This is a genomic window from Weissella sp. ESL1139, from assembly GCF_058506735.1.
On record NZ_CP196375.1, the window covers coordinates 1,758,135 to 1,780,033 of the forward strand.

At 36.2% G+C, this 21,899-nt stretch carries 18 protein-coding genes; 14 read left to right on the plus strand and 4 right to left on the minus strand.

Translation table 11 applies throughout. The annotated features are described in order from the left end of the window. Positions 1 to 23 precede the first annotated feature (23 nt). The 5 genes from ACSYSF_RS08670 to ACSYSF_RS08690 all read left to right on the plus strand — a co-directional run bounded on the left by ACSYSF_RS08670 (position 24) and on the right by ACSYSF_RS08690 (position 5,451). Positions 24 to 269, plus strand: a complete 246-nt coding sequence (locus tag ACSYSF_RS08670) for a HigA family addiction module antitoxin (RefSeq protein ID WP_489867628.1) — start codon at positions 24 to 26, stop codon at positions 267 to 269. A 145-nt stretch (positions 270 to 414) separates the two neighbouring features. Next, positions 415 to 600 (plus strand): hypothetical protein, encoded by a 186-nt coding sequence (locus ACSYSF_RS08675; protein WP_491737231.1) that lies wholly within the window; start codon positions 415 to 417, stop codon positions 598 to 600. A 161-nt stretch (positions 601 to 761) separates the two neighbouring features. Further along, on the plus strand, positions 762 to 1,826 hold the full coding sequence (locus tag ACSYSF_RS08680) for a 2,3-butanediol dehydrogenase (RefSeq protein ID WP_489867629.1): 1,065 nt from the start codon (positions 762 to 764) through the stop codon (positions 1,824 to 1,826). Positions 1,827 to 2,024: 198 nt separating this feature from the next. Then, positions 2,025 to 2,726, plus strand: a complete 702-nt coding sequence (locus tag ACSYSF_RS08685) for an ABC transporter ATP-binding protein (protein ID WP_489867630.1) — start codon at positions 2,025 to 2,027, stop codon at positions 2,724 to 2,726. A 106-nt stretch (positions 2,727 to 2,832) separates the two neighbouring features. Continuing rightward, positions 2,833 to 5,451, plus strand: coding sequence for an ABC transporter permease (locus ACSYSF_RS08690; protein WP_489867631.1), 2,619 nt, complete (start codon positions 2,833 to 2,835; stop codon positions 5,449 to 5,451). A gap of 74 nt (positions 5,452 to 5,525) precedes the next feature. Here the strand turns inward: ACSYSF_RS08690 and ACSYSF_RS08695 are convergent, their stop codons facing one another. After that, the gene (locus ACSYSF_RS08695) at positions 5,526 to 5,873 is read right to left on the minus strand and encodes a hypothetical protein (protein WP_489867632.1); all 348 of its coding nucleotides are present in this window, start codon (positions 5,871 to 5,873) and stop codon (positions 5,526 to 5,528) included. A gap of 681 nt (positions 5,874 to 6,554) precedes the next feature. Between ACSYSF_RS08695 and ACSYSF_RS08700 the strand changes: the two genes are divergently transcribed. The 5 genes from ACSYSF_RS08700 (at position 6,555) to ACSYSF_RS08720 (ending at position 12,896) form a co-directional block, all read left to right on the plus strand. Beyond that, positions 6,555 to 7,325: an acetoin reductase gene (locus tag ACSYSF_RS08700; protein WP_489867633.1), complete on the plus strand. Its 771-nt coding sequence runs from the start codon at positions 6,555 to 6,557 to the stop codon at positions 7,323 to 7,325. A gap of 35 nt (positions 7,326 to 7,360) precedes the next feature. Next, positions 7,361 to 8,434, plus strand: a complete 1,074-nt coding sequence (locus ACSYSF_RS08705) for a methionine ABC transporter ATP-binding protein (protein WP_489867634.1) — start codon at positions 7,361 to 7,363, stop codon at positions 8,432 to 8,434. Continuing rightward, complete coding sequence (locus ACSYSF_RS08710; protein ID WP_489867635.1) at positions 8,424 to 9,098, plus strand: methionine ABC transporter permease; 675 nt, start codon at positions 8,424 to 8,426, stop codon at positions 9,096 to 9,098. The genes ACSYSF_RS08705 and ACSYSF_RS08710 overlap by 11 nt, the downstream gene beginning before the upstream one ends. 33 nt (positions 9,099 to 9,131) lie before the next feature. Beyond that, positions 9,132 to 9,995: a MetQ/NlpA family ABC transporter substrate-binding protein gene (locus ACSYSF_RS08715; RefSeq protein WP_489867636.1), complete on the plus strand. Its 864-nt coding sequence runs from the start codon at positions 9,132 to 9,134 to the stop codon at positions 9,993 to 9,995. 192 nt (positions 9,996 to 10,187) lie between these two features. Further along, positions 10,188 to 12,896 (plus strand): HAD-IC family P-type ATPase, encoded by a 2,709-nt coding sequence (locus tag ACSYSF_RS08720; protein ID WP_489867637.1) that lies wholly within the window; start codon positions 10,188 to 10,190, stop codon positions 12,894 to 12,896. 589 nt (positions 12,897 to 13,485) lie between these two features. On the opposite strand, the gene ACSYSF_RS08725 is transcribed toward ACSYSF_RS08720, so the two are convergent. Then, positions 13,486 to 13,989, minus strand: a complete 504-nt coding sequence (locus tag ACSYSF_RS08725) for a TetR/AcrR family transcriptional regulator (protein ID WP_489867638.1) — start codon at positions 13,987 to 13,989, stop codon at positions 13,486 to 13,488. Positions 13,990 to 14,103: 114 nt separating this feature from the next. On the opposite strand from ACSYSF_RS08725, the gene ACSYSF_RS08730 reads away from it, so the two are divergent. Beyond that, complete coding sequence (locus ACSYSF_RS08730) at positions 14,104 to 16,470, plus strand: MMPL family transporter (protein WP_489867639.1); 2,367 nt, start codon at positions 14,104 to 14,106, stop codon at positions 16,468 to 16,470. A gap of 88 nt (positions 16,471 to 16,558) precedes the next feature. Here the strand turns inward: ACSYSF_RS08730 and ACSYSF_RS08735 are convergent, their stop codons facing one another. Then, the gene (locus ACSYSF_RS08735) at positions 16,559 to 16,843 is read right to left on the minus strand and encodes a DUF6198 family protein (protein ID WP_489867640.1); all 285 of its coding nucleotides are present in this window, start codon (positions 16,841 to 16,843) and stop codon (positions 16,559 to 16,561) included. Positions 16,844 to 17,131: 288 nt separating this feature from the next. Between ACSYSF_RS08735 and ACSYSF_RS08740 the strand changes: the two genes are divergently transcribed. Both ACSYSF_RS08740 and ACSYSF_RS08745 read left to right on the plus strand, forming a co-directional pair. Beyond that, positions 17,132 to 17,806 carry a type 1 glutamine amidotransferase gene (locus ACSYSF_RS08740; RefSeq protein WP_489867641.1) on the plus strand — a complete coding sequence of 225 codons (675 nt, stop codon included), beginning with the start codon at positions 17,132 to 17,134 and terminating at the stop codon, positions 17,804 to 17,806. A 75-nt stretch (positions 17,807 to 17,881) separates the two neighbouring features. Then, positions 17,882 to 18,850: an XRE family transcriptional regulator gene (locus tag ACSYSF_RS08745; protein WP_489867642.1), complete on the plus strand. Its 969-nt coding sequence runs from the start codon at positions 17,882 to 17,884 to the stop codon at positions 18,848 to 18,850. Positions 18,851 to 19,061: 211 nt separating this feature from the next. Here the strand turns inward: ACSYSF_RS08745 and ACSYSF_RS08750 are convergent, their stop codons facing one another. Further along, the gene (locus ACSYSF_RS08750; RefSeq protein WP_489867643.1) at positions 19,062 to 19,508 is read right to left on the minus strand and encodes a GNAT family N-acetyltransferase; all 447 of its coding nucleotides are present in this window, start codon (positions 19,506 to 19,508) and stop codon (positions 19,062 to 19,064) included. A gap of 157 nt (positions 19,509 to 19,665) precedes the next feature. Between ACSYSF_RS08750 and ACSYSF_RS08755 the strand changes: the two genes are divergently transcribed. Beyond that, positions 19,666 to 21,837: an LTA synthase family protein gene (locus ACSYSF_RS08755; protein WP_489867644.1), complete on the plus strand. Its 2,172-nt coding sequence runs from the start codon at positions 19,666 to 19,668 to the stop codon at positions 21,835 to 21,837. The last annotated feature ends 62 nt before the right edge of the window (positions 21,838 to 21,899 follow it).

Below are 21,899 nucleotides of genomic sequence, written 5' to 3' on the forward strand. Positions count from 1 at the left end.
TCTTAAAGAAGAAAGTGAAAATTATGAATAAAATGCCGACGCCTAAAATTAGTGAAATTTTGAGAGAAGAGTTTATGGAACCTTTGAATATTTCAGACTGTACATTGACGAAACATATTAATGTACCAACTGCTGTGATACAAGATATTTTATATAATCGTCGCGATATTACTGTTGATATATCAGTTAGATTAGGCATATTCTTTGGTGTTTCGGATCGTTATTTTTGGAATCTACAAAGTGATATAGACATTCGTATTCTTGAATAAGAATTCAAAGATAATGGGCCATTTTTCAAGAGAAATGTATAACGTCTCTCTATTCAATAAGCAAATTATTTTACAGCAATAATTTTAATTTGTTACTCTAAATATATAAATAGAATTAAACAATTATTTAAAAGGATTTGATATTATGAAAAAAAGTTCTTGGTTTAGACTAATATCAGTAATTATATTATTAACACTATTATTAGTTGTTTATTTTTTGAATATTCCACATGGTGATGCTATTAGTACAGGTCTGGTTCTAATAGGTATATGTGTACCTTTTGTAGCTTCTCATATTGACAAAAAAGACAAAAATCAAGAAGAACAATAAATTTCAAGTTATAAGATAAATTAAGCCCCATAAGTTGAAGCAAAGGCTAAAACTTATGGGGTTTTACTGTGGAATAAAAAATAAATGCGTTATTTTTGACAGCGCTTACATTTTTGTGATATTTTTAAGGCGTACTTTACAGAAAGGGGTAATATACAGTAATGAAAGCAGCAAGAATTTACGGTAAAGAGGACATTCGAATTGAAGACGTTGACATTCCAGAACCTAAAGATGATCAGGTTCAAGTTAAGGTCAAGTTCGTAGGAATCTGTGGTAGTGATATTCACATGTATTCAGAGGGGCTATCACTGCCATATGAGGAGAATCCTTTGACTGGTCAGACCGTTCCGATTACTGAAGGACATGAGTTCTCTGGTCAAGTTGTTAAAGTTGGTCAGAACGTTCACGATGTTAAAGTTGGTGATCGGATTGCAGTTGAACCAATCTTAGCTTGTGGACATTGTCGTAACTGTATGAAGGGCTTGTACAACTATTGTTTGCACGCTGTTGGTCCTGATGGCAGTGGTAACTTTATTGGTGTTTCAGGTGATGGGGGAATGGCTGAATATGCTAATGTTCAAGCTCAATTCGCTCACAAGATTCCAGATGAAATGGGCTTTGATTTAGGTGCATTGGTTGAACCAACGGCTGTTGCCTACGAAGGTATCAAGCGTAGTGGTTTGATTGAAGGCCAAACGGTTGCAGTAATGGGGGCTGGACCAATTGGTTTATGTACAGCTGTTTTGGCTAAAATTGCTGGGGCAACAAAAGTGTATATTTCAGATGTTTCTGACGTTCGTCTGGAAAAGGCAAAGGAAATTGGAATCGAAAACACTTTGAACCCAACGAAGGTTGATGTTGCTGAAGAAATTCATAAAGATTTGCCAGATGGTGTTGATATTTCATTTGAATGCGCTGGTGTGCAAGCAACATTTGATACAGCAACTCAAGTTACAACCGCTACTGGTCTAATTCAAGTTGATGCGCTATTTGGTAAGCCAATTGAGCTTGATATTAACAATGCGATTATGAAGGGACATAATATCCATACAACATTAGGTTATGAAAACTCATTCGCAACCGTTATTAATATTATCAATAGTAATCAAGAAGTCTTCCAGCAGATGATTACAAAGAAGATTCCATTGGATGATACTATTGAAGGAATCAAGTCATTGCAAAGTGATAAGTCACAAGTCAAAGTGATGATATCACCAGAATTGTAATACTCAAAATCAAAGTTAAATAGTTTAATTTTTAGGCAGAAAATTGTTGATAACGATTTTCTGCCTATTTTATTGCAACAATTTTGGATTTATATATTTTTAGTGAAATTTTTTCAAAACAAAATGGATATCATTTAACACATGTTAAATAAGATGTCATAATAGGAAATATAAGCATAGTCAAAGGGGGAATTAGAGTTGTCATATATTAAAATTTCAAATTACTCGAAAATATTTGGCCATGGTGAACAAGAAGTTCGTGCTAATGATGATATCTCTTTTGAGGTAGAAAAAGGCGAATTGCTGGTCATTGTTGGGGCTTCTGGTTCAGGTAAGTCGACATTACTGAATACGCTAGGGGGAATGGCTTCGGCTACCGAAGGGAAAGTAGAGATTAATGGTAAAAATATTACTGAATATTCAGAAAAACAATTAACTACTTATCGACGCAATTCAATTGGCTTTGTTTTCCAATTTTATAATCTGATTCCTAATTTAACGACGTTGGAAAATGTTGAAATAGCATCTGAAATTTCACCGGATGCTCTTGATCCAGCGGAAACTCTAGACAAAGTTGGTTTGAGTAAGCGTAAGGATAATTTTCCAGCTCAACTTTCAGGTGGTGAACAGCAACGTGCCTCGATTGCGCGGGCAATTGCTAAAAATCCAGAACTTTTGTTATGTGATGAGCCAACTGGTGCATTGGACTACAAAACAGGAAAAACTATCTTACAACTCTTGCAGGATTTTAGTCATCAAGATAATAAGACCGTTATAATTGTCACGCATAATGCGGCGATTAAAGATATGGCTGATCATGTGATTGAACTATTTGATGGTCAAGTTCATGAAAATTATCATAATGAGCATCCTAAAGCAGTTTCTGAAATTGAATGGTAGGTGAAATTCGTTGCATAAAACTCTAAGGAAAAATATATTACGCGAATTCAAATCATCGTTACCCCGTTTTATTTCAATTATGATTTTGTTAGCCCTGGGGACTTTCGTGCTGATTGGGTTGAAAACAACGGGAAATGATATGCGCATCACTGGGAATGCTTACTTTCAACAACACAAGATGGCTGATGCCCAAGTCACTAGTGCTGTTGGATTTAACCATGATGATCGTCAGTATATTAATCAAATGGCACATGTTAAGCAAGTTGAATATAGTACGTATCAAGATGCTTTGATGGCAGGTTCACAGAAAACAATTCGATTAAACGAGAATACTTCTAAGCTTTCAGTTTATAAAACAGTTAAAGGACATTTGCCACATAAGTCGAATGAAATTGCTTTAAGCAAATATGAAAAAGGTCATTATAAAATTGGTCAAAAAATAAAGTTTACTGGGAATGATAATGATCAAAAAGTTGCGGGACTTAAGCATCAACAATATAAAATTGTTGGTTTTGTGACGTCTAGTGATTATTTGGAAAAGAATAATTTAGGAATTTCCAATATTGGTAAAGGTCAGATTGAAACTTTTGGAGTGTTGAATAAGTCTGGTTTTAGTAATCAAACTTCAAATGTTGCTAAAATAGCTTATGATAATTTACCAGGAACAAGTTATTCAAATAAGTTTGAGAAAAAGTTGAATCAAAACGTTGATGCAGCAGCGCCAGGTTTGGCGAAGCGAGCTGATAAACGGCAATCAGAGATTAAGCAAGAAAAACAATCTCAGCTTAATGATGCAAGAAGTAAGTTAGAACAACAAAAAAACAGCCTAAAGGAAAGACAATCTCAGTTAGATCAAGCAAAAACACAATTAGATGTTAGTGCAGCAACAGATTTGACTGATGCACAAAAAAACCAACTTAATGAAAAACAAAAAGAGTGGCAACAAAATGTGCAGCTGCTAAAAACTAATCAACAAAAATTAGCTAAAGCAGAAAATAAATTGAATCAGCAAGCTAAGGCTATTGAAAACATAAGCAATTTAACCTATCAATTACAAACCCGTAATGATTATAATCAAGGCTATAACCAATTTGGAGAAGATGCTAAACGTGTTGATGTTTTATCAAATACTTTTCCTTTAATTTTCTTTGCGGTCGCGATTTTGGTTACGATAACAACCATGTCACGCATGGCAGAAGAAAAGCGAACTGATATTGGTTTAATGCGAGCGGTCGGCTATACAAAATTTGATGCCATGAAGTTGTTCTTAATTTACGGTACCAGTGCTGCTGTGTTAGGAACGATTATTGGTAGCATTTTTGGAACATGGCTATTGCCCAATAAAATCTATGACGCTTATGTTGCTAATTTAGCAGTACCAACTCTACAAACGCCACCATCGGGATTGTGGATTTCAATTAGTTTAATCGTCAGTTTACTATGTACAGTCGTACCGGCAATTTATGTCGTATGGCATTCGTTGCAAGAACAGCCGGCTAATTTGCTAGTTGAAAAAGCGCCTAAAGCAGGTACAAAGATTTTATTGGAAAAGGTTTCTTTTATTTGGAAACGACTATCCTTCAATCAAAAGGTGACTTGCCGTAATTTGTTTAGATACAAAGGCCGGATGTTTATGACTATTTTGGGTATTTTTGGTTGTACAGCATTGTTAATCACTGGTTTTGGTATGCGTGATTCGCTTAATGGGATTATTGATAATCAATATCAAAAAATAACCCATTATGATGTTATGGGTGTTTATAATCCTAATGCAGATCAAAAAGCAAAGAACCAGTATCAAAAGCAAGTTGATAATATGGCTAATGTTAAAAAGCAAGATACTGTTTATTATGAAAATGTGACAACGCGCCCTAAGGGATTGATTAATAATCAACAGATTTCGCTAATTGTGCCACAGCATAAAGAACAGTTTAATAACTTTATTACTTTGCGCAATCCTGATAGTCATCAGCAATTAAAACTCAAAAGTAATGGTGCAGTGATTACAGAAAAACTTGCTAAATTGGGCCATTATCAAGTGGGTGATCATTTGAAAATAAAGGATGATGCTGGGCAAGTTCATCGTATAAGAATTGGTGCTATTAGTGAAATGTACGTTGGTCATAATATTGTGCTGGATAGTACTTATTATCATAAGGTCTTTGGCAAAAAGGTTGCCTATAATGCCAAAATCTTAAATCTGAAAGATCGTTCTGCTGATAATATTGATAAAGTTTCGCGTAAATTAAATAGTCAAGATGCTGCTGTGACAGCAGTTCAATCAAATCAGGCCAGGACAATTGTTAATGACATTTTAGGTGGTCTGAATAATATTGTGTTGATCATTGTGATTGCTTCATCAATGTTGTCATTCGTTGTGTTGTTCACGTTGACTAATATTAATGTTTCGGAAAGAACCCGTGAGTTATCAACGTTAAGGGTACTTGGTTTTTATCAACGTGAAGCAGTTATGTATATTTATCGTGAAACCATTATTTTAACCATTGTGGGTATCCTGTTTGGCTTTGGTGGTGGTTACTATTTGCATCACTTTATTATGGAAACACTACCACCTGATAATGCCTTAGCTGATTTGACGATCCGTTGGTCAAACTTAGGTATCTCAACTGCATTGACATTAATCTTTTCATTGATTGTTATGCTTATCATGGTGCGGAAAATACGTAATATTGATATGTTGGGTGCTTTGAATTCAGCCGATTAATATTGATGTCATTTAAAAAATAACTGGTCAGAAAATTCGGTGCAATCCGAATTTTTCTGGCCAGTTTTTTGATTTTAAGGAAGTTTCTTGGTGTGGCGAATTAAGAGACCTAAAGCGGCACCTACTATAAAGATAATGAGTAAAAACAAATTATCGTATGAAAAAATAGAATCATTAAATCTGAAACTAAAAGTAACTAAGATGATGATAAATATAAAAACATCAACCAAAAGTTCATGCCACCAAATAAGTTCAGGTCCCTTTTTTAGTGGCTTATATTTGTTTAGTAACGTCATTAAAATAAAGCCAAGCGAAAATATAATAATAAGCAACCACCATAAGTGTTTGGTAAAAAATATGCCTACCAGAAAACACGCAACAGTAATTAGGCCTATTAAATTTCCACGATCTTGCTTTGTCATAATCGAGAGCCCCCTCTCTATATGGTTATCTTAACAAAAATTACTCACTTATGCAGAGTTGACAGGTTGAAATAATGAGTATACAATTCACGTTGTATTAGAAAAAGATTAAAAAGCAATGAAGAGATGAGTAGGCTAGTGACGTTTCTAGAGAGTTTGCGGTTGGTGTAAGCAAATAAGGGAGCTAACTGAAGAATGGTCTTGGAGCAAAAGATGTGTGAGCGCAAGCAAGCCATCAGTGGTTAACTACCAATATCGAGTTGATGCCAAGTACAATTAATGGCATACTAAGCTGGCTTTTGACCAGAAATTAAGGTGGTACCGCGGATGAAACGCCCTTGAGAATTTATTTCTTGAGGGCGTTTTTTAGTCCAATGCATTTTAATCGAAAATATAATGACATGATATGAGTCGGAAAGTAATGACAAAAGCTGTTTACAGAAAAACGATGATTGATGAGAATCGTAACAGTGATTGTTGATGAAAAATGGCCGATGATCAACTAGGGTGAGCGAGTTCGTAAGCGCTAGACGGTTTGTCTCCGTTACAGGACAAACCCAAATTGGGTGATGAGGTTTGTTAGAGCAATCAACAAACGAATCAGAATGGTAACGTGAGGTCCTCACTTCTGTTTTTACAGGAGGAGGACTTTTTATTTTGAACAAAAAAAGGAGCATTAACATGGGAAAGACCGCAATTATTACTGGCGCAGGACAAGGAATTGGTGAAGCAACCGCATATCATTTGGCAAAAGACGGTTTTAATGTTGCCGTCGCTGATATTAATGAGCAGACTGTAACACAAGTGGCCGAGAATTTAACAGAACAAGGATTTACGGCAAAAGCCTACATCATTGATGTTGCCGACCGTGATGCTGTTTTTCAATTAGTAGCAGATGCCGTGGCAGATTTGGGTGAGTTAGCTGTTTTTGTTAACAACGCGGGGGTTGCCTTTATTGATTCAGTCATTGATTCAGACCCAGACCAAATTTCACGGTTATTCGATGTGAATTTAAAAGGAACGTATTGGGGTATCCAAGCTGCTGCAACAAGATTCAAGGCGCAAGGTCATGGTGGCCGGATTATCAACGCTGCTTCATTAGCAAGTGTGGAAGCATCTGCCTTACAAAGTGCTTATTCAGCGTCAAAGTTTGGTATTCGTGGTCTCACGCAATCAGCTGCTAAGGAATTGGCTGCTGATCAAATTACCGTTAATTCATATAGTCCCGGTATTGTTCGCACACCTTTGCGTGACAGCATTGATGCCAAAACGGCTGCTATTAAGGGCTTGTCAGTTCCAGAACAACAAGCCAACTGTTTAACAGAAATTGGCTTAGGACGTGAAGGTACCCCAGATGATGTTGCCGAAGTAATTGCCTGGTTCGCATCACCACATGCTGCTTATATTACTGGTCAAACCTTATTGGTTGATGGTGGTATGCACTTTAGCTAATAGCAATGATATAAAAAGATGCAGGAGGATTGGCGATGGCAACAGATGAAGTTGCAATTGATTTGCAAGACATAAATGTCACGTTTCAACGGAATAATGAGGCATTAACGGCCCTTGATAATGTCTCACTGCAGGTAAAGCAGGGTAGTATTTATGGCATTATTGGCTATTCAGGTGCTGGTAAAAGTACGTTAGTGCGTATCATTAACTTGTTGCAACGTCCAGATACAGGGGACGTTAATATTCTAGGACAAAATCTATTAACGTTGTCAGATAAAAAGTTACGTGCCGTGCGTAAGAAGGTGGGGATGATTTTTCAGCATTTTAATTTATTGCGTTCACGCACGATTTTGAATAATGTTGAATATCCTTTACTCAGTCAAAAAATATCACGTAAGCAACGGCATGAGCAGGCGCTTGAATTATTGAAATTAGTTGGGTTAGAAGATTATCAACATGCCTATCCCGAAGAATTGTCAGGTGGTCAAAAGCAACGTGTAGCGATTGCTCGCGCATTGGCTAATAACCCTGATATTTTAATTAGTGATGAGGCAACAAGTGCCTTAGATCCACAAACCACGGCGGATATTTTGCAGTTATTGAAGCACGTTAATGAAAAATTAGGAGTCACAATTGTTTTGATTACGCATGAAATGCAAGTGATTAAGTCAATTTGTCAAGAAGTGGCAGTGATGGAAGATGGACGCATTATTGAACAAGGTGGCGTTGGTGATCTATTTACGAATCCGCAACAACCATTAACGCAGAAGTTTGTGGAGTCTGCTGCAAATGTGAATGAAATGCGCCAGCAAATTGCCGATGATCATTTGGTTGAAAAACTGCAACCTGATGAACATTTACTATATTTACGTTTCTCTAGTGAAGTCACTAGTGAAGCCATCATTTCATCTTTGGCGATTAAATATGGTGCCCAAGCAAGTATTTTATTTGCGAATGTGCAAAAAGTTGCCCATTTGTCATTAGGGTACATGTTAATTGTGTTAACTAATGAAAATCAGCATTTTACAGAAATCGTCAATTATTTATCAGACGTTGGTGTCAAAGTAACTGATTTTTCTACCGGAGAGGAGCATGTCTATGTTAGCTAATTGGTTTCCAAATGTGGCATCAATTTGGCCACAATTTGTGCAGGCAACTTGGGAAACACTTTATATGACATTTTGGTCAGCGCTTATCGCCGGTGTCTTGGGACTAGCAACGGGTATCTTTCTTGTTGTGACACAGCCCGGTGGGATTGATGCTGATCCGCCATTTTATAATTTTTTGGATAAGTTAGTAAATATTCTACGATCAGTACCATTTATTATTTTATTGGCGGTAATGGCGCCCGTGACCAAATATATTGTTGGTACGACTGTTGGTACACCGGCAGCGTTAGTGCCATTGATTGTCGGAATTTTCCCGTTTTATGCACGGCAAGTTCAAAATGCTTTATTGAGTATTGAACCATCTGTTATTGAAGCAGCTCAAGCAATGGGTTCTAGCAAAACTGAAATTATATATCGGGTTTATTTACGTGAGTGTTTACCAGATATTATTCGTGTTTCCATTGTGACGATTATTAGCTTGCTTGGATTAACCACAATGGCTGGTGCAATTGGTTCAGGTGGTTTAGGCGATATTGCCATTAGTGTTGGTTATGCCCGTTTTGAAAATGACGTCACGATTGCTGCATTATTAGTCATCTTAGTGATGGTATTTTTTGTCCAAATTCTTGGTGATTGGTTAGCAAAAAAGTTTGAACGTTTTTAATATCAGCACCATTAATTGATAGGAGGTTTGGCTGTGAAAATAAAAAATTGGCTGATATTTGGCAGTAGTTTAGTCGTTTTGGTTGCTGTTGCTATGGGCTTGCACACGTATAACGGCTATAAAATAGCGCATGCACCAGAACAAATAACTATTGGTTCGATGGGGAGTGACTATGAAGTCTGGCAATATATTGCAAAAAGTAAAGCGGCTGACAAACTGAATTTGAAGTTGACCGTTAAGCAGATTAATGATGGTGTGCAACTAAATAATGCGACTGCTGAACATAATGTGAACGTGAACGCTTTTCAGTCTGATGCCTATCTAAAGTCTTATAATCATGAAAATCCTAAAAATAAATTACAGAATCTTGGGACGACTTATTTAGAACCAATGGGGATTTATTCAGATAAATATAAATCAATTAAGGACATCCCCACTGGCGCAACAATCGCAATTGCTGATAATCCAGCAAACACCTCGCGCGGTTTACTGTTATTGCAATCGGCTGGGTTGATTACGTTAAAGAAGGGCTTTGATTCACTTGGTAATACTGATGATATTGTTGCCAACCCGCGTCATTTAAAGTTTAAAAAGATTGATGATACAACGGGATCACGTATTTTAAATAGTGTTGGCGCTGCTTTGATTTCTAATACAGTCGCTTTGGAAGGTAACTTAAATGTTCTGAAAGATTCGTTATATCATGAAAAAGTTGATCGTAGTACACGACAGAATGTGAATGTCTTAGCGGCAGCTGGTGATATTAGTGATAAAGATAAGAAAACGTATAAAAAGTTAGTTAAGCTATATCATGATGAAGCAATTCAAAAACACATTAAAGATAAATATGAAGGAACCAAGGTACCAGTTGATAAACCATTGAGTTATTTGAAATAATGATCTAATTTGAAAGCGTGCATGAATAAAGCTATCTATGTTACAATAATGTAACAAACTAAATTATATTTGTATCACTTGCGGGAGTAGCGGCGCACATGCGTGGGAAACTGACTAACTAGATTTGTTATCTAGCGGCCAACCTTAAATAGCAAGACGCAAAGAATATTTTCCTTAAAGGGGTGTACAAATATGAATAGATCAAGTAGTGAATCAGACGACGGCCCGTTATCAAACAAGTCAGATTTTTATAATCAAGACTTATCGCAAGTTGTTGATGATTTACAGTCAAATTACCCAGCAGGGCTTCAACCAGATGAAATTGATGAAAGATTGCGCACACATGGGTATAACGAAGTTACGTTGAAATCTGTTCCGAAATGGTTGATTTTTTTACGTCAGTTTAACAGCGTTATTATCTACATTTTAATTGTGGCAGCGGTTTTAACCTTATTGATGGGACATTATTCTGATGCTGTCGTTATCGGATTAGTTGTTATTGTGAATGCCGTCATTGGTTATGTTCAAGAGGTAAACGCCAGTAATGCGTTAGATAAAATTAAAAATATGTTGTCTGTCGAGTCGACTGTTATCCGAAATGGCGAGCGATTTGATGTGCCAGCGCGTGAATTAGTGCCAGGTGATTTGGTTTATCTAGAAGCAGGTGATAATGTGCCTGCTGATTTGCGAATCCTAGATGTTGATAACTTGCGTATTCAGGAATCTTCTTTAACCGGAGAATCTGATTCAGTGTTAAAAAACGAAGCGCCACTGGCGGGGAAAGTGCCATTAGCCGAAAGAGTTAATATGGCCTATTCTTCGACATCGGTTACAAATGGTAGTGCAACTGGAATTGTTGTGGCAACTGGAATTAATACCCAAATTGGTAAAATTTCACAAAGTGTTGCTGATGTTTCTGGTAAAAAATCAAAGCTGACGAGAGAATTAGATCGCATAGGAAGTGGTATTTCTTGGGCGATTGTCATTGTCGCCATATTGGTATTTATTCTAGGTTGGTTGTTAGATATTTATGAATTACCAACATTAGTGATGGCAATCATTGCGATGATTGTTGGATCAGTTCCCGAAGGATTACCTGCGGCGACCTCAATCATTTTGGCAACTGGTGTCCAAAAACTAACTAAAAAAGATGCAATTGTGAAAACCCTACCGGCTGCTGAGACCTTAGGGGCGGTAGATATTATTGCTTCTGATAAGACCGGAACCTTAACGAAAAATGAAATGACGATTCAAGACATTGTGATTGGTAAAAAGCATTATAAGGTTACCGGAACTGGTTATAAGCCGGCAGGTGAAATTTTATTTGATGGTACGCCTGTAGATATCACAAAAGATGATGAGCTAGCCAGGTTTTTAACGATGGGACATCAAGCTAACGATACTTTCTTAACCGAAGAAGATGGTGTTTGGAATATCAATGGTGAACCTACTGATGCGTCATTTTTATCAGCTTATTATAAAGCGTTTGGTCAGAATGAACCGGAATTAAACGAGATTGATCGTATTCCATTTGATTCTGATTATCGTTACATGGCACGTTTAGCAGAAAATCCACAGCACGAACGGTTTATCGCTATTAAGGGATCACCGGACAAATTATTTGATTTGGCTGCCGGCGATGAAAACTTTGATCGTCAGTATTGGTCTGATTTGTCGACAAAATTTGCTCAATCAGGAAAACGTGTGATTGCCGTTGGTTATATTGATGTTGAACAAAATGTGGCCGAAGTGACCCATGATACGTTGGCAGCATATGGTATAAACTTTCTTGGATTGGCGGCCATTATTGACCCACCACGTCCAGAAGTCATTGATGCGATTGCTGATATGCGCCAGGCTGGTATTCATGTCAAAATGATTACCGGTGATAGTCCAGATACTGCGAAAGCCATTGGACAGCAACTGGGATTGGCTGAAAATATTCAGGCGATTACTGGATCAGAAGTGGAAAACTTATCTGATGAAGAGTTAGCAGAAGTTGTGATTGATTATGACGTCTTCGCGCGAACAACTCCACAAGATAAATTACGTATCATAACAGCTTATCAAGCGAATAACTTAGTGACCGCAATGACTGGGGATGGTGTTAATGATGCGCCAGCCTTGAAACGTGCCGATATTGGTGTTGCGATGGGAATTAAGGGAACCGATGTTGCCAAAGACTCTGCGGACATGGTCTTAGCCAATGATGATTTTTCAACGATTAAAATCGCGATTGAACAAGGAAGACGGTTATATGACAATATTCGTAAAACCATTTTGTACTTGTTACCAACGAGTTTCGCTGAAGGATTGATTGTTGTTTTAACTATTTTATTCCAGCAAGAAATGCCGATGACGGCCATTCAATTGTTGTGGGTTAATATGGTGTCAGCCTTAACCCTACAATTGGCATTCATTTCTGAACCTGCTGAACCGGGTATTATGAATCGGCCGCCACGTAAAACAAGCGAGAAACTAATGAACCGTTATGATGTTTTTCAAATGGTTTACGTTAGTGTGATTATTGCTGCTGGTGCGTTAGTTGTATTTGAGTGGTTTGATAATTTAGTTGGTTTTTCAGTCGCAAGTACGATGGCTGTTAATACGATTATCTTCGGTAAGATTTTCTATCTATTTAATATCAGAACAGAAGATTTGGCATTAAGTAAATCATTTTGGACAAATCCAATGGCGTTCGGAGCGATTGGACTGATGATTATTTTACAAATCATATTTACGTATGTACCGTTTATGAACGATATCTTCTCAACAGGACCTTTGTCACTGTTTGATTGGTTTATTGTTATTGTAGTTGGTATCATCGTTTTGATTATTACTGAGTTAGATAAGTATCGTCGTACTAGGAAGAAGTCTGTCAGTAACAGTTTAGAAGTTTAATAGATAAAAAGATAAAGTCGCTAAAAAGCGGTTTGAACTGACCCCCGTAAGCTTTGGAAATTACTCCACTTACGGGGGTTATTTTCAGCATTTTCATCTAAAATTTTGCCTGTTTCTTTATTAAATTTTTTGTTGCAATATATCGATACCTTATAATATAAAGGATTTCAGATGTTTTATTACTAAACAATGAGCTCATTGTTTTACAATAACCAATTTCATTTGTTACGGTAAAATTATTAGAGTTGTTGTCAGAATTATGGTTGGTACATATATAAATTCTCTTGTTGGTAGTAATGGTGTTCGGGTAGATTTTAACTTCTACACTTAAACTGTAAGTGGATTGAGGGGGGCAATAATGTCAAACAAAATTAAGTTGGTAGTAATAATAGGAATAACAGTTGCTATAGTCCAATATATATATACAATTTTTATAACACCAATAATTACTTCCAATCAACTTAATGCACTAATCAATATGTTGATTCTTGTATTAACTATCATATTAATTTATATAATTTTTAAGAAAACAAATAAAGATAGATAAAAACGTAAAGGTGCTTTTTAGCACCTTTACGTTTTTTGTTATCTATTCAATTTCGGGAAATTTTGAAGTTTGATAAATTTCATCAAGGATTTTGTAGTCGGTTAATAAGTCGAAGTGGTCGTGATGTAGACTATTCCACAGTAAAATACTGGTGACTTTACCGATATACCAAAAGATTTTTTCATCAGCTTGCGAATTAACAATCGATCTGAGAAAGCAATTTTGAACGATAATATTAAAATCATGATCATGTTGTTGATAAATAACGACTTCTTCTAAGGATGCTGTAATTAAATCGTGTAAACTTTTGAATGGATGCTGATCAAAATCATCAAAATTAACGAGTTGATTTTGAATTTCGTAATTAATGTAGTGATTTAATAAGTCAAATTTATCAGTAAAGTGGTGGTAAACTGTATTGCGGTGCACAATTGATTGATTGGCAATCATTTTAATACTGATATCTGAAAATTGCTGGGTTAATAATAATTGTTTAAACCCGGCAAAGATAATTTTTTCCATGCGTTGTTGACTTAAATGACTCATGTATTAGACTCCTAAAGTTAGAAAAATGTGCACTTTACATTTATTGTACATGGACATATTCTGTGAAATCAACTAAATTAAAAGGTATTACTATGTATAGGTTAGGAGAGGAATATGAAAAATAGTTTGGCCAAGTTTGGAAAATGGGCTTATAACAATAAGTTTAAAGTACTTCTATCTTGGGTTGTCATATTAGTCGTTTTCATTGGTGGTCTAGTCACCATGGGTTCGCATTTCGATACAAACTTGAAAATTTCAGGGGTACCTTCCACTGATGTTCAAAGTGTGTTGAAAAAAGAATTCAAACAATCGGTTGATGCCGGAACCATGAATATTGTCGTTCAAAACAAAGATGATGGCAGTATTAAAAAGAATAACGACAAACAAAAAGTTAATGCGGCAGTTGATAAGATCAAGTCTGAACACAAGGGTAGCATCAAAAGTATAACGAGTCCTTACGATGCCCAAACAATTAGTTCAGATAATACAACTGGTATTATCAGCATAACCTTTAAGAAAGACGCTAATAACGTTTCTAAGAGTATCGTTAATGATATTGAAAAGATTGCTGATAATAAGATGAAGGGTCAACAACTTAAGGTGGCCTATTCTGGAACGGTTACGCAAGATTATGATATTGGTGGTACCTCTGAGGTAATTGGTATTATTATTGCCTTTATTTTGTTATTGGTACTATTCAGATCATTTGTAACGGCTGGTTTGCCAATCATTACTGCTTTAGTTGGACTAATTAGTGGTTTAGTATTGGTTATGTTAGGAACAAATGTTTTCTCAATTGCCAGTGTTGCACAAACACTATCAATTATGATTAGTTTGGCTGTTGGTATTGATTATGCTTTGTTCATCTTGCACCGCTTTATTGGTGAGTTAAGAACAAGTCGTCAAAATGAATTAAATAATACAGGTCACAGTGTTCCAGCTGACGAAGCTATGGGTATTACCTTAGCTAGTGCTGGAAGTTCAGTACTATTTGCTGGTGTGACAGTTGTTATTGCGCTAGTTGGTTTGTCATTGGTTAACATTGACTTCCTAACACAAATGGGAATTGCAGCTGCCGTTGGTGTTGTCTTTGCAGTATTGTCAGCAATGACTTTGCTACCAGCATTGATTTCATTGTTGCATAAGTTTGTTAAGCCTTCTGATAAGTCTGTTAAAGAAAAGAAGCAGAAAAAAGATGGCTTTATGACAAAAAGTATTGTTAACCACCCAATTATTGTTGTGATTATCAGTGTTATTGTCTTAGCCGGATTTATGGTACCTGCAACACACATGCGTTTGGGAATGCCATTTGATGGTGCTTTGCCTAAGGATAGTACGCAAAGACAAGCATATGATATGACCGCTGATAAATTTGGGGATGGTTACAATGCTACCTTGGTAGGTGTTGTTAAGCTTGATACATCTAATTCAGATGCTCAAAATAACAAGATTCTAAAAAAGGCAACTAATCATATCTCAAATATGGATCATGTGAAGATGTTGGTACCAGTAATTGATAAAGCTGCTGTTGCTAAGATGAAGTCACCTGAAATGCAACAAAAGTTGAAGGATGAGGGTAAGCAATACGTGCAAGCCCAAGTTATGGACTTTATGAAGTCTAATCCAACAGCTAGTCAAGAAGAGCAACAAGCTGCTACCCAAAAGGCAACGCAAGCATATCAAGCTAAGGTTGAAAAGGAAGCTAAGAAGGCCGCTATATCAGATGTACCTGCCGAGATTAGTAAAGATAAGAAGTATGCCATGGTTATTGTGATGCCAACAACTAGCAGCGCTTCAGCTAAGACTGAAACATTAGCTAAGAAGATTAATAGTTACTCAGATACGTTGCAAAAGAACGATAATACCAAGATTACTTTGACGGGTACTAATGCGGTTAACATTGATATTTCTGAGAAGTTGAATAATGCTATTCCTATGTTTATGGGAATTGTTATGTTATTGGCATTCGTACTATTAATGTTTATGTTTAAGTCATTTATCATTCCATTAATGGCAATTATTGGCTTCGGTCTATCATTGGTTGCTTCATTAGGTTTGACGACATTAATCATGCAAGATGGTATGTTTAATATCAGTGAAAAAGCCCCAATATTGGCATTCTTGCCAGTTATTATGATTGGAATTGTCTTCGGATTAGCAATGGATTACGAAGTCTTCATGGTATCTCGAATTAGAGAAACTTATATTACGACGGGTGATAATACACGCGCAGTGAAGACCGGTTTGCAAGAAAGTGGTCCGGTTATTATTACCGCCGCACTAATTATGATTGCGGTCTTTGGTAGTTTCGCGGTAGTTGATGATCCAACTATTAAGGCTGTTGGTATTTCATTAGCTAGTGGAATATTCTTTGATGCGTTCTTTGTACGTCTAATTATTATTCCAGCTACAATTAAGTTATTCGGTAAGTCTAACTGGTATTTCCCAGGTGCTAATTACCATAATCGTTTTAAAGAGTAAGCTTATAACTAAAAAATAAGGCTTGAGACATGTTTGAGGTGTATACCTCAGATTGTCTCAAGCCTTTTTGTTTTTTAATTTTAAATAACTATAATGTGGTTGTTTTTCTCGTGATAAATAGATATTCCCATAACATTGGCAAGTTGATTTTTTCTAAACCAATAGTTAAACCATAAAAATCAACAATCCAACCGAAAATGAAGGATAGTAATAATTGGGCAAGTACTTGCCACTTTAATTGACGTAATAATAGTAGCTCGATTGAAACTAAACAAATGAAGATAATGGTGGTGGCTTGGCCTAAAGTTAAGGGTGGAAATAACGATAGGACTTGTGGTACGGAACTAGGGCACTGACACCTAAGTGACCACAAGCAAATAAAACAGTACCTAGTGCTAAAATATTTAAGCCAATAACATATATAATAAAACGCCAGGATTGTGATTCTTGAATCTTTTTCAAAAAATTTCTCCTTTAAAAATAATATACAATTAGCATAATATTTCTATTTTTACACTTTCGATTTGTTTTAACAATTAAACTTTTAGTAAGTTAATTTAAATTTTTTAATTTTGTTGTTATAATTAGCTTAATAAGGGCATATGCAGGCGAAACCCGTATCAAATTGCCGGTGACACTTTTGTGTAGAAAGAGGTGTATTATGCGTATTAATGTTTTACAACACACACCGAATGAAGGCCCCGGCAGTATTCGTGAGTGGGCTGAATATCATCATCATGAATTATTTGTATATCATCCATACCAATTTAATGGGGTGCTACCAAAAGCATCAGAGACTGATATGTTGGTTATTCTGGGCGGACCAATGAGTCCAAATGATGATTTACCATGGATTGTGCAAGAGCGTAAACTTATTAGTGAACTTTTGACAGCTAATAAGCCAATTTTCGGCGCATGTTATGGTGCACAGCAAATAGCAAAAACGTTGGGATATTCAGTCTGCCAGTCGCCAGTTAAAGAAGTCGGATGGGCGCCAGTCTATCGTCAAACGGATACCATCCCAGGTTTACCTGAGAAATTGCAAGCATTGCATTGGCATCAAGACATGTTTGAAGTTCCGACAGAAGCAGAATTGTTATTTTCTAGCGATGCCCTTAAAAATCAAGGATTTGTCATGAATCATCGAGTTGTTGGCTTACAATTTCATTTTGAACCGCAAGCGAATGATGTTCGTGAAATGGTTGTTAATGATTTTCCATACGTTGAAGGTTCAATTTTTGGTCAAACGGCAAATGATATTTTAAATGAGGCAGTACCTAGCGAAAATAAGCAAGTCATGTTTAAAATTTTAGATTACATAACTGAAAGCAAATAATAACTTTTCTGTTTAGCTATTAATTAGCAGTATAATAGTATGTTAGATAGATATGTTATGGGGGGATAATTATTAATGGAAAAAAATCGTGTACCCGCTGAAGCAGTTCGGAATGCGTTAATACATTTTATTAAGAAACGTAATATTTCTATTCCGATAATTCTAGAATCTGTAGATATTTCAAGATCACGTTTATATGATTATTTAAAAGGTAATGGTCGTGTGAGTGCGACAACTTTTGTAAATTTGTTAACAACAATTGATGTTTCATACGATGAGTTGTTGTTGCACATTTATTTAACGCAACCAGAATTGGTTGATGATACTATCAAAGAATTAGGCTTGGATATTCAATCATATACAAAAACGCCTAATGAGGATATGGTTTATCAAGTTTTGGCGTTATTTGAAGAGACACATAATACACGCCTATTGTTAAATGTTGTCCGTGCGATTAATTCACAAGTGATTGATTTTGGCCAAAGATATCGGTTGGTTGAAATTGCACGTCCAGCTATCGTCAAATTCTTGAAAAAGCGTGAATTGTACTCATCAACTGATATGTTGTTGTTTGCGAATATCATTCGCCATGTGCCATATGACAACGTTAAGAAAATGGTTGGAGAAATGACGGCGCAAGTGGAAAAGCTAGCTTCGCTTGAAGGCTATGGCCTAGTCGAAATGGATCACTTTGCACCAGCTGCTGTATGGAATGTTGGGTTGTTAAATTTCCAGATGTTGTTGTTAGCATTAGAAAATGGTGACCAAGAGAACGTTGAAAAGACGATTAAATACATCGAAGAAAGCACGTTCCCTGATTATGGTAGTTACTTTACATTTGTTAAGAAATTAACTGAAGTGTTGAAACTAACTTTGGCTGATAAAGAAGATGAAGCGAAAGAGTTATGGCAGGAAACTGTTAAAGCTCTAACATTTATGGTTGATGATCGTTTCTGGCCAACGTTTACGTACTTATCACAACAATCATACGAAGAGTTTATTAAACCAATTATTGATTATCGTAATGTGATTAATGCTGAATAAAGAGAGCGAGACAAAAGTTGTTTTGAATCCGATGTGTAACGGAGTCTGGACGATTTGCGGTCGCCAGACCGTGAAGCAGGCAAATCCGTTACATTGAGAATCCAGTCTTTGTGAACGCGTTTACGCTATGACAATTATAGATTGATAATTCAAACAAATTTAGTAAAAAAGGTTGAGACTTGTTTGTCTCAACCTTTTTAGTGCGTAATTACTAAAATTTCAAAACCATATGGCGATGATCGATATTAGCCTCTTGGAAAACAGGACCTTCGGCAATGAAGCCAAGTTTTTCATAAAAGCCAATTGCTGGCACCTGAGCACCTAAATCGAGGCTTTTGATATTGGCTTGTTGGGCGTCTAAAATGATCTGTTTGAGTAACTTGCCAGCATAGCCTTTACCACGTTCGTCCGCCAATGTAGCGACACGTTGCACATGCCAATTGGTGTGTGCTTCGTTTTCGGCAATGCGGGCGGTTGTGACTGGTTTATCATCTAAGAAACCAACATAATGGGTTGTTTGGTTATCTAGATTATCTAGTTCAATTTCAATAGGCACATTTTGTTCAGCAATAAATACTTGCTTACGAATACTAACAGCAGCATCACTGATGGCACTGATTCCTGGTGCATGTTTAATGTTCAAATTTGTTTCGGTCATATTATTCCCCTTGGTGAGTATTTTTTAATTATTTTACCGCAATCAAATCATTTTAGAAAAGAAGTAAGGTGTCATAAAACAATTTGCGATATAATTGTAAGAATATTGATCTTAAAAATTAGAGAGACATGTTTTAGAAAGAAGAGAAAAAACTACTATGACGCATAAGAGTCGTTTTTCTTGGGTTAATACACGGTTTGGCTTTGTCATCTTACTTGTTGTATTAGTTTGGGCAAAAACACAATTAGCAAATATAATGGATTTTCATCTGTATTCAGGAGCTTCCATTATTCAAATAATTACGATGTTGATAAATCCAATCCCAATTGCGGCGTTACTAATTGGAATTGCTTTTTATTTTAAAAAGTCCAAATTATTTTATCCAGTTGCAATCATTATGTACATTATCTGTACGTTAATGATTCATCTAAACGTGGTCTATTATCGTGAATTTACAGATTTTATGTCAGTAGCAACTATGTTGGGGTATAACAAGGTCAACCAAGGCTTGGGAGCTTCTGGGTTTGCCTTAACCAACATTCATGATTTGTTTTATTGGCTAGATATTGTTGTTTTCATTATCTTATTTATCTTTAAGAAGATGCGGTTTGATAAGGAAGCAACTTCTAAATTTATGGGCTTTTCTGTGACAACCTTTGCTGCTTTTGGTTTTATGACCACTTTAGTATTAGGTGAAGCGGATCGTCCACAACTAATTACGCGTCAATTCGATAGTAAAATGTTGGTTAAGTATTTAGGAATTGATGCTTATACGGTATTGGATGGTATTAAAACACATGGTGTAACGGAGATGCGTAAGTCAGCCAAGAAATCAGATATTGATAATGTGCTAGATTATGTCAATAAAAATTATACTGATGCTAATGCGAAATATGCGGGTGTCGCAAAGGGTAAGAATGTCTTTGTGATTCACTTGGAGTCGTTCCAACAATTTTCACTTGATTTGAAGGTGAATGATCAAGCTGTGACCCCTCATCTAAATGATATTTATCATTCTGATTCAACGATTGCGTTTGATAATTTCTTCCATCAAGTTGGTCAAGGTAAGACATCTGATGCTGAGAATATGTTGGAGACGTCAACGTTTGGACTACCACAAGGTTCGTTGTTTGCAACGCAGGGTAACAATCAAACCTTTGAAGCGATGCCTTCAATTTTGAAGCAAAATGGTGGCTATTCATCAGCTGTTTTTCACGGTAACAATGCTAGTTTCTGGAATCGTAATAATGTTTATAAGAATATGGGTTATCAATATTTCTTTGATGCTAGTTATTATGATACATCTGGTGATAAAGCCATGGGATATGGTCTAAAAGATAAGTTGTTGTTCTATGATTCAATTCCGTACTTAGAAAAGATGCAACAACCATTCTATGCAAAGTATATTACGGTAACGAATCATTTCCCATATAATTTGGATGATGAAGATAAAGACCCTAATTTCACAACGACCGATACGGATTCAGATGTTGTGAACGGCTACTTTGAAACAAATCATTATCTTGATCAATCAATTGGCGAGTTCTATGACTACCTAAAGAAATCTGGCTTATATGACAATTCAATTGTCGTTTTGTATGGTGACCATTATGGTATTTCAAATTCAGAAAACAAAGAATTGGCAAGTATGCTAGGTAAAGACCCAAGTGATTGGAATGATTATGATAATGCGCAATTACAACGTGTGCCATTTATGATTAATATTCCTGGCTGGCATGGTGGTGGTATTAATCATACCTATGGTGGTGAAATTGACGTGATGCCAACTTTGCTACATTTGTTGGGCGTTGATTCTAAAAAGTATGTCCAACTCGGTCAAGATTTGTTAAGTACAAACCGTAAGCAAGTGGTTGCGTTCCGTGATAAAGATTTCGTGACGCCAGAATACACTTATACAAACCATGATTTGTACGATAATAAGACGGGTGAGATAGTTGAGCATCCTTCGAAGAAGCTACAAGCTAAGATTGATGAGTACAAAAAAGAAGTTCGTGAGAAGCTGAAGATGTCCGATGATATCAATCAGAAAGATCTACTACGTTTCTATAAGCCAAAAGGTTACAAGCATGTTGATGCTTCTAAGTACAATTATTCAAATGGTTTGGCTAAATTGAAGACCTTAGATGAGCAGCGTGGTAACGCTTCGACGTCACTATGGCATAAGCGCGGTGATAAAAAGTCACAGTCTTTGTATGAAACAGATGCACCAGAAAAAGATAAGCCAAAGTCAGATACATCACGTATTCAACAGGTTAACCCAGACGGTGGGGATGATACTGATGGTGGTAACGATACACCAAATCCATAATATAGTTGACAAATTTGTTAAATGACCTGACAATTGATAAGATTATGATTGATTGAAGGAGA

Coding starts and splice junctions, on each gene's coding strand:
- ACSYSF_RS08725 (WP_489867638.1), bottom strand. CDS start 13,989: ATGAGTCATTTAAGTCAACAACGCATGGAAAAAATTATCTTTGCCGGG.
- ACSYSF_RS08710 (WP_489867635.1), top strand. CDS start 8,424: ATGTTAGCTAATTGGTTTCCAAATGTGGCATCAATTTGGCCACAATTT.
- ACSYSF_RS08705 (WP_489867634.1), top strand. CDS start 7,361: ATGGCAACAGATGAAGTTGCAATTGATTTGCAAGACATAAATGTCACG.
- ACSYSF_RS08695 (WP_489867632.1), bottom strand. CDS start 5,873: ATGACAAAGCAAGATCGTGGAAATTTAATAGGCCTAATTACTGTTGCG.
- ACSYSF_RS08745 (WP_489867642.1), top strand. CDS start 17,882: ATGGAAAAAAATCGTGTACCCGCTGAAGCAGTTCGGAATGCGTTAATA.
- ACSYSF_RS08750 (WP_489867643.1), bottom strand. CDS start 19,508: ATGACCGAAACAAATTTGAACATTAAACATGCACCAGGAATCAGTGCC.
- ACSYSF_RS08675 (WP_491737231.1), top strand. CDS start 415: ATGAAAAAAAGTTCTTGGTTTAGACTAATATCAGTAATTATATTATTA.
- ACSYSF_RS08755 (WP_489867644.1), top strand. CDS start 19,666: ATGACGCATAAGAGTCGTTTTTCTTGGGTTAATACACGGTTTGGCTTT.
- ACSYSF_RS08720 (WP_489867637.1), top strand. CDS start 10,188: ATGAATAGATCAAGTAGTGAATCAGACGACGGCCCGTTATCAAACAAG.
- ACSYSF_RS08740 (WP_489867641.1), top strand. CDS start 17,132: ATGCGTATTAATGTTTTACAACACACACCGAATGAAGGCCCCGGCAGT.
- ACSYSF_RS08670 (WP_489867628.1), top strand. CDS start 24: ATGAATAAAATGCCGACGCCTAAAATTAGTGAAATTTTGAGAGAAGAG.
- ACSYSF_RS08680 (WP_489867629.1), top strand. CDS start 762: ATGAAAGCAGCAAGAATTTACGGTAAAGAGGACATTCGAATTGAAGAC.
- ACSYSF_RS08700 (WP_489867633.1), top strand. CDS start 6,555: ATGGGAAAGACCGCAATTATTACTGGCGCAGGACAAGGAATTGGTGAA.
- ACSYSF_RS08730 (WP_489867639.1), top strand. CDS start 14,104: ATGAAAAATAGTTTGGCCAAGTTTGGAAAATGGGCTTATAACAATAAG.